At 52.6% G+C, this 9,059-nt stretch carries 3 protein-coding genes; all 3 read right to left on the bottom strand.

Annotation, left to right across the window (positions count from 1 at the left end; translation table 11 throughout):
• Positions 1-279: 279 nt before the first annotated feature.
• Genes ACR0KN_RS22155 through ACR0KN_RS22165 form a run of 3 tightly spaced genes read right to left on the bottom strand, consistent with a single transcriptional unit; the run spans position 280 to position 8,629 of the window.
• The gene (locus ACR0KN_RS22155; protein ID WP_480656636.1) at positions 280-1,305 is read right to left on the bottom strand and encodes an adenylate/guanylate cyclase domain-containing protein; all 1,026 of its coding nucleotides are present in this window, start codon (positions 1,303-1,305) and stop codon (positions 280-282) included.
• Positions 1,298-1,639 carry an Hpt domain-containing protein gene (locus ACR0KN_RS22160; protein ID WP_480656638.1) on the bottom strand — a complete coding sequence of 114 codons (342 nt, stop codon included), beginning with the start codon at positions 1,637-1,639 and terminating at the stop codon, positions 1,298-1,300. The genes ACR0KN_RS22155 and ACR0KN_RS22160 overlap by 8 nt, the downstream gene beginning before the upstream one ends.
• 3 nt (positions 1,640-1,642) lie before the next feature.
• Entirely contained in the window at positions 1,643-8,629 is a 6,987-nt protein-coding gene (locus ACR0KN_RS22165) for a GAF domain-containing protein (RefSeq protein ID WP_480656640.1), read from the bottom strand.
• Between the last annotated feature and the right edge of the window lie 430 nt (positions 8,630-9,059).

Raw genomic sequence — 9,059 nt, forward strand, 5'->3', positions numbered from 1 at the left:
TGGGGTGGCTCCTCTCAGAAAGCAGACATAGACACCTGCAATATGGCGCATCGCGACGCCGGTTGGAGCAGGAGCCATCCACCCCATCAGCCCTGAGCCCAAAGTACAAATTGCTGCGAACTGCCCAAATGGCAGAAACGCGCAGAAAGCGGACTTTGCGAAGTCTGACAATATCTAGTCTCCAATCACTGAGCCACATATGAAAATCATCGGGCGAAAAGCAAAGCCACAAGCGCAACTACACCCGATGTAGATGCGCTTGCCAGGTTGCATGAATGGTCATAGCGCATGGATATCGAACGGATCGGAGAAACCTTTGATCATTGTTCTACCAAATGTCTCCAACACATTTGCCCCTTCCAGCAGGTCGAAAGTTTCTTGGTCGATCAATATACGGCTTCCGGTTTTCTGCGTTTCTGCCTCGAGGCGAGCAGCAAGGTTTACGGTCGATCCTATGCAAGTATACGTCGCTCGATTGTCCGTACCGGCATAGCCGGCGACGACTTCGCCAGTCGCTATTCCGATGCCGATTTTCAGGTCACTTTTCGCTTCTGAGCGCCTTTCAAGATTTAACATCTCGATCATGTTGTGCATTTCATGCCCTGCCGCCACTGCACTTTGCGCAGTATTGGGCAGTGGTTGCGGAACTCCAAAAAGAGCCATCAAACCGTCACCCAGCATCAGGCTGACAATTCCGCCATTGCTGGTAACAGCCTCGAACATCAACGTGTAGAACGTATTGAGCAGGTCAATTGTTTCCTCTGGTGCGAGATTTTCAGACAAGGTCGTGAAACCGCGAATGTCACAGAAGAGGACCGAAGCATTGGCACGCTTGCCACCTATCGCAAAGCCAGACTCTTGGAGGTCTTGTGCAACCTCCGTTGTTGCAAAGCGCTCTAGCAGACGTTTCTGCTCGTCCCTGAGTTTTTTCTTTTCAAGGCCGCTGGAAACGCGCGCACCGAGAAGTGTCTTATTGACCGGTTTTGGCAGGTAGTCTTCCGCACCCAATTCGATACAGCGCACGACATTGTCGAGCCCCTCAACAGATGACGTCACGATCACCGGCAGATCACGCAGGTCGGTGTCTGATTTGATGGCTTCGAGAACCTGAAAGCCGTCCATTTCAGGCATTTCGATATCCAGCAGAAGTAAATCAAACGGCTGGTTAGACAACATCTCCATTGCGACCCGGCCGTTTTCCGCGACCGATGCCTGGTGACCCAAAAGCTCTACGCTGCGCGACAAAAGCAAGCGGTTCACCTTGTTGTCATCAACGATGAGCAAATGACCGGGGGCGTCAGACATCAATCAGGCTCCGTAAAGCAGCTGCAGCAATGGTAAGGTCGGTTTCCAGCGCCGTCGCGTCTGTAAGGTCCCCGGCTTCAGGCAGCTCTCCGAGCTCGATTTTCCTGGCCCGTTCGGCGAGAGCAATCGCCCCAAAGGTATTGGCATTCGACTTAATGGAGTGCGCAGCACGGCGGTATCGGTCGGCATCAGCCGCGCCCGCAGCCGCTTTCAATTCGCCAATCATGCCAGGCGCTTCGTCGAGAAAGGTGTTCACAAGCTCGGCTGCAAAATCTTCGCCTGTAGCGTCTTTAAGCTCCATGAAGATTTCATGATCAATCGGGCTGTCTGTCATGGATCACCTTCTTATTCTGGGGGAATTTAACAGGGCTTCAATTAGGACCGATACGCGGATCGGTTTAGTGATGTAGTCGTCCATCCCTGCTTTCAGGCACATCTCACGGTCGCCCTGCATGGCGTTCGCGGTCATCGCGACTATGCGAGGACGACTGCCATCCGGATGCGCTTTATTGATACGACGAGATGCTTCAAGCCCGTCCATCTCGGGCATTTGCACATCCATGAAAACGACATCATATGTTTGCCGGTTGACGCTTTCGACCGCTTCAACACCATTGCTGGCCAAATCAGCGCGATAGCCCATCTGTTCCAGCAGTCGCAGCGCAAGTTTCTGGTTCACCAAATTATCCTCAGCCAGCAAAATCCGCAGTGGATGTCGTGTGGCCATATCCGGATCTGTTTGTGGTTTGCCCTGAGGTTTGGACGGCTCTACGCGCACCTTTTCAGTCGCGAACAATGTGACCAGGGTATCGAACAGGTGGGATTGGCGCAGAGGTTTGGCAAGGTTGGCGGCAAAGAGCCCCTCCTCAAGGTCTATATCGCGCGGGCCAAGTGAACTGAAAAGGATGAGTGGCAAGCCCGGTTTCTTGGCGCGAACCCTTTTTGCGAGCTCTTCTCCATCCATGTCAGGCATATGCATGTCGAGAATGGCCAAATCGAACTCGACGCCTTCTTCAAGTATGCTCAGCGCCTCTGAGGGAGATCCATACGTCGTTGTCTGCGTGCCCCATTTCTCGGTTTGCAGAGAAAGGATTTTACGATTGGTGGCATTGTCATCCACCATCAAAATTCGCTTGCCTTCGAGTTCAGGCTGAACGCCAACAAGATTGCGAGAAGACGATTTAACTGGCTTTGCAGGTTTGGCCTGGATCTTGAAAACAAAGGTGGAACCGCTCCCCTCGCCATCGCTTTCAGCCCACATGGTCCCACCCATTAGTTCCGCAAGGCGTTTCGAGATCGCAAGACCCAGACCAGTGCCGCCATATTTTCTGGTCGTTGAACTATCTGCCTGACTGAAAGACTGAAATAATCGGCTCATGCCCTTTTGGGATAGGCCGATTCCAGTGTCTCGGACTTTGAACGTTAGTTCGAGCGATCCCTGTACCTTGGCGGATTGTTCAACAGACAGAACCACTTCGCCGCTTTCGGTGAACTTCACTGCGTTAGAAAGCAGGTTCAGCAGAATTTGCCGCAATCTGGTCAGATCCGCGCTAATTGCCAGTGGTAGCGCGTCATCGAACTCATAGGCTAAATCCAGTTGTTTCTCGGCGGCTTTGCCGCTGACTAAGTCGAGAGCGCTTTCTATGCATTCGCGCAGGTCGAACGGATGGTTTTCGATATCCATCTGCCCGGCTTCAATTTTCGAGAAGTCGAGGATCTCGTTGATGATACCCAACAGCGCGTCACCACTATCGCGGATGGTGTTTGCATAGTCGCTTTGCTCTGCATCCAACTCTGTGTCCATCAACAGGCCGCTCATCCCAATCACCGCGTTCATGGGCGTGCGTATCTCATGTGACATGGTGGCCAGGAATGCGCTTTTTGCTTCGTTGGCAGTTTCAGCAGCCTCGCGCGCTTCTTCAGCTTCGCGGAAAAGGCGTACGTTCTCGATCGCAATAACAGATTGATCGGCAAAGGACTCGGCCATTGCAATATCGTCATCCGAGAAGGGTGTTTTGGATTTTCTGATGAAATAGAGGCCGCCCAGACATTTGCCTCCGCGCATCAATGGCACGCCAAGGAAAGCTTCAAACCCGCTTTCTTCGTGAAGCTTCTTTGCCAACCGCGGCAAGTCACCCGACGACAAATCATGCACATGCATGGTTTTTCCAGACAGCAATACCGACGACAGAAAATTGTCTTGCGTATCCAGCGGGTGCCGAGTTCTTCCGAAATCACGTATCAGCCCTTTGGGCGAGGCCAAAGCCACTTGCCACCAGAAACTCTCATCCGACAACGCCGCACCGGCCATGTCGCACGAAACGAGCCGTGTCGCGGAATCTACGATCACCTCAAAAACAGGCGTTGTATCCGTGGGTGATTGGCTGATCACCCGCAATACATCAGCACTCGCAGTCTGCCGGGCCAAGGAAGACTGAGTTTCATTGAACAGGCGTACATTTTCCAGCGCGATTATGGCCTGAGCGGCAAATGACTCGGCAATGGACACTTCGTCTTTGGTAAAAACCTTGGACGTCTTTCGAATAAAGACCAAGTTGCCGAAACAGTCTTTTCCACGCATCAAGGGCACCATCAAAAACGATTTAAAGCCCTTCTCGCGAAATATCTTCTTGTCGCGCCGCGGTAGTTCATCGTAGCGCCAATTTGGCATGTGTAGCGTCTTGCCGCTTTTGATTGCCCAGGACGGCAGGTTGTCTTCGGGGTCAATCGGAAGCCGATCCGTCCACTCAACTTTTTCCACACCTTCGGGCGTTGCGACAGCAACCTGCCAAATTTCGGTTTTGTTGGCTTGAATAGCAATTGCCAGGTCGCAATCTATCAGCGTCGTCACCAGTCCAACAATCTTCTCGAACACAGGTTTGGTATCGGTTGGGGATTCAGAAATTACCCGCAGCACATCTGCACTGGCGGTTTGGCGGGCAAGCGCGGTTTGCGTGTCATTGAAAAGCTGCGAGTTCTGAACAGCGATGATTGCCTGTGACGCAAATGTCTCCATCTGCTTGATTTGCTTCTCGTCGAAAGCCGCAGTTATTCGGCTGCCCATGCTGATGACACCGATTGTGACACCGTCACGTATCAACGGCACGGAAAGCACGGATCGATAACCATCAAGTTTAGATTTCAGAACTGGGTCATAATTGGGGTCCGCTTGTGTATCTTCAACATAGTCAGCCTGCCCACGAAGGAGCGCCCGAGCCGTCGCAGAAGTCTCTCCTGGTTCAAACGGATGTGATTTCAGGAATTCGGTAAATTCGCCTGACAGGTTGTGCCCGGCAAAAAAATGATACCTACCATCGTCGGGTTTCTTCAGCGCCACAAAAGCATCCTGAAGGCGGCAGATGCGAGACGAAACAGCCAGCAACGCTTCCAGAACAGGCTCCAGTGCGTCTGGAGATCGGGAAATGACTTCGAGCACCTCGCTCGTTGCCTTTTGATACTCTAACGACTCTTCGATTTCTGCCGTACGCGATTGTACTTCCTCAAACAATTGCGTGTTGTTGATAGCGATCAGCGCCTGAGACGCGAAAGTTTCCAACAGGCTGATCTGTTTTTTGCTAAATGCTGAGGCCTGTCTGTGCGCCATGACGATAACACCGAGCGTTCGCCCATTTTTGACAAGCGGAACACCGAGAGTCGTAAGATAATCGCCAATTTCGGCAGCTTGTTTCCAGGTGTACGTTGGGTCGTTGCGCGTATCTTCTATATAGACCGTCTTAGCATGCAGCGCGGCACGCCCTATGCACGACCCTTCTTCAGGAGCGATGGGGTTATCAGTCAGAAACTTCAGGAACCCATCGCTTACGTTATGGGACATGACAACGCGGAAAAACCCATCGTTGGAGTCCCGCATGGCGAAAAATGCGTACTCAGGAGAGCAGATGCGCGAAGCAACTTCTAGTATTGCATCCAGTACCGGAGGAAGATCGTTAGGCGAACGCGAGATGACATCCAGCACTTCAGAAGTTGCTGTTTGGTACTTCAGCGTCTCTTCAACTTCGGCTGTACGGGCCTGAACCTCTTCGAACAACTGAGTGTTGTTGATCGCGATCACGGCCTGTGCCGCGAAAGTCTCCAAAAGGGAAATTTGCTTTGAATTGAACGGTGCGACCCTGTCGTGGCAAAGGACTATCACCCCAACCACCAACTCGCCCTTGATTAGCGGGACACCCAGAAGTGAACGGTACTTTCCGATACGTGCAGCCTCTTTCCATTCGTATTCGTCGGCTTCGGTATCCTTGTAATAGACCGTTTCCCCTCGTGCCGCCGTTTGGCCGATTCCGCTCCCGTGACCTGCCGGAACGGGGTTGGCCTGCATGAACTTCATGAAATCACTGTCAAAATCGAGCATAATGTCAGTGTGGTATAGATTGTCCTCTGGATTGAGGATCGAAATCGCAGCGTATTTTGGGTCGCAGATTCGGCTTGCGACTTTCAAGATTTCGTCGAGTACCGGTTTCAACTCGTTCGGAGAACGAGAAATGACCGACAACACATCAGACGTGGCGGTTTGGTATTCTAGTGACTGCACGACCTCGGCAGTGCGTTCCTCCACTTCCCGGAACAGGTTGGCATTTGTAATGGCGATAATCGCTTGGTCGGCGAAGGTTTCTAACAACTGAATCTGCTTGGTGGAAAATCCCGAAACCTCGGTTGACCCAACCGAAATTACACCCACAACCTCGCCATTTTTGACCAACGGGACCCCGAGCACGGACCGATATTCCCCGACGCCGCTATCCTCCATCCAAGTATAGGACGTCTCGGTTTCGACATCTTCGATATAGATGGTGCGTCTCGACAGTATGGCACGCCCGCTTACACCGCTTTCATCAGGCGAAATAGGATGCGCTTTGACATATTCCGCAAAGGTCGTGTCCTGCGTAAGTATTGCAAGAACATGAAAAAGCTGATCGTCGGGGTTCAACATTGCAACATAGGCATCCTGCAATTCGCAGATGCGCGACGCTTCTTTGAGGATAGCATCGAGAACAGGCGCCAACTCATTTGGTGACGCCGAAATAACCCGCAGCACTTCGGATGTAGAGGTCTGATATTCCAAAGCCTGCGTAACTTCCGCTGTGCGATCCTGAACTTCGCGAAACTGTCGGACGTTTTCCATTGCGATAACGGCTTGAGCCGCGAAGGTTTGGACCAGCGCCACGTCGTCGTCTGAGAATGGCGCAACTTCGCGACGATAGAGCACGATCACCCCTAGACCGGTGCCATCCTTCATCAACGGAACTGCCAGAACCGATCGGGCTCCTTCAATCTCAACCATCTGAACCCGTTTCGGGTCACGATCCCTGAGGTAAAGGGGATCGTCCGCGATATCGTCCTGGCGAATGACCTCGCCATCAATCATTGGTTTGATCGCAATTAATTCAGTGCGTGTAAGTGGCTCCATAAAATTTTTGAGCGCTTCGTCAAAATCGATTCTCGCACCAATATTGGCTGGGATCGTTGCGATCCCGCGTTCGTGATCAGCGATACACAAGAAGGCGAGTGGCGCTTTGCACAGACGGCTGGAGTTTTCGAGAATGCTCTGGAATACAGGTCTTTCGTCGTCGCGGCTACGGCTTATGACTTCGAGGATTTCTCGCGATGCTTTTTCGCGCTCAAGTCGTTCCTGAACCTCTCGAAATTGGCGCGTATTTTCTATCGCTATGACTGCGTGTTTGGCGAACTCTTCAATGAATTGCACGTCGGGATCAGAAAACGGGCGGACTTCGCGGCGGCTGACTGCGATCGCACCAATCGCCTGTTCCCCCTGCATCAATGGCACAACAACCCGTGACCTGATGCCTTCGACCTCGACCATTGTAACAGCAGTAGGATCACCCGAGCGGTAGAACTCAGTGTCGGCGATGTCCTCGACGCGTACAACCTTGCAATTTCGTATCGCCGCCGCCGCCGTGACTGAACCATCAAGAGGCCACTCTTCTCCCAATTCGACGTCGGTTCTATCGTGCCCCCATGCACCGGCCAATTGAATATGAGTTCCTGCAGTGTTGACCAAAACCAGTGCCGCCTGATCCGCGTCACAGATTTCCGTGGCCTGCTGCAGCACCGCTTCAAAGACGCGTGCATCGTTGTCCCGGCTTTTGCTGATGACGCTCAGTACCTCCTGCGTCGCCGTTTGGCGTTCTAACTGGGTGTGCAGCTCTTTCATTTGACGGGTGTTATCTATTGCGATCACAGCCTGCGCCGCAAAGCCCTCGACCAAAGAGATTTCATCATCAGTAAATGGCCGCACTTCACGCCGGTAAATCCCAATGACACCGACGGGGTCACCATTTGCCGACATCAAAGGAACCGTTAGAAACGAACGGACACCTTCCTCATCAACCAGTTGCCGGCGCCAAGGATCCCCGTTGATGTAGTGGTCTGTCTCGCGCAAATCGACGTTGTGAATAACGCGCGCTTCCCGCACGGACTCGGCAATTTGTAAATTTGACTCCAAACACCAGCGATCCACGCCGACCTTGTACGTAGCCAATTGATCACCAAAATGGGCCGCGTATTCCAAATGAGTTCCTGCCTCATTTAGCAGACTCAACGTGGCTACATCTGTTTCGCAAAGCCGGGCCGTGTTTTCCAGGATCGTCTGAAAGACTGGCGCTTCATCTTCCCGAGATCGACTGATCGTCTCCAGCACATCGCGCGTTGCCCCTTCACGAGCCAGACGGACCTGCAGCTTGCTAAACTGGCGAACATTTTCAATTGCAATGACCGCCTGCGCGGCGAAAGTTTCAACCAGCTGGACCTGATCGTCGGAGTACGGTCGCACCTCATCCCGTGCCAGCATCAGGCATCCGATTGCACTGCCACCCACTTTCAAAGGAACAAACAGATTGCTTCTGCACCCATGCGTGTCGACAATGAGTTTAAAGCGCTCATCGCCCGATTTGTGGAAATCGGTGTCGCCCATGTCGACAACACGTTTGGTCTTACCGCTGAGAATAGTGTCCGTCACGATGGAGTTGCCTGGCTCCATCGTGTATTTGCCGTCGAGCCACAGCTGCTGAATATCCGGGTGCAGATTGACGCTGGCAATCAGTTGCTGACGCGCATCCCCTTCTTGCCCGAGAACCAGACCAGCAAAAATGGCATCGCAGAGATCTTTTGCCAGCGTTAAAATCAAGTCGCATACTGGTTGGATGTCATCCTTGGTCTCAGAAATCGCCTGCATAACCCGCGCAGTAGCTTCGAACCGCGCCTGCTGATCATCCGCGCTGAGCCCCGAACTTTGCGCAGACGACGACGCTGAACTTTCCGTCTCTTCCGATGTCCTCTTTCCACCCACCTGCGTTCGCAGCTCCCGCACCAACTAATGAAACACACACAACACCGGAGTTTACTGGGCATAAGAAATAAGTCACAGAGTTTCTTTGCAGACAGTATTCAATGCGCTTCGGGCGATGCCGGTATGGTGTGGCCTTGGGAAGATCCCCAGAGTCATAAAGAAAGCCGCCCTATTTGCGAAAAAGGTGTCCTAAATAGGAGCTGTGTTAAACTTCCCAGAATACTCAAACATCGCTGTTGTATATCATCTTTGGGCAGCGAGCGGCCCACCGGGACAAAAATGCGGATGGCCGCAAGTTCCGCGGACTTTGAGCTCGCAAAAGCCCCGAGTTTGCAGGCGCAGCGAACGGCATGTGTGGATGGCTCCTGCATAGCAAGACGTTTTTGATCTGATTTGTGCATTTGTCAGAAGCAGTCATGTGTCCGGCCTG

It is taken from the genome of Ruegeria sp. AP7, assembly GCF_056539905.1.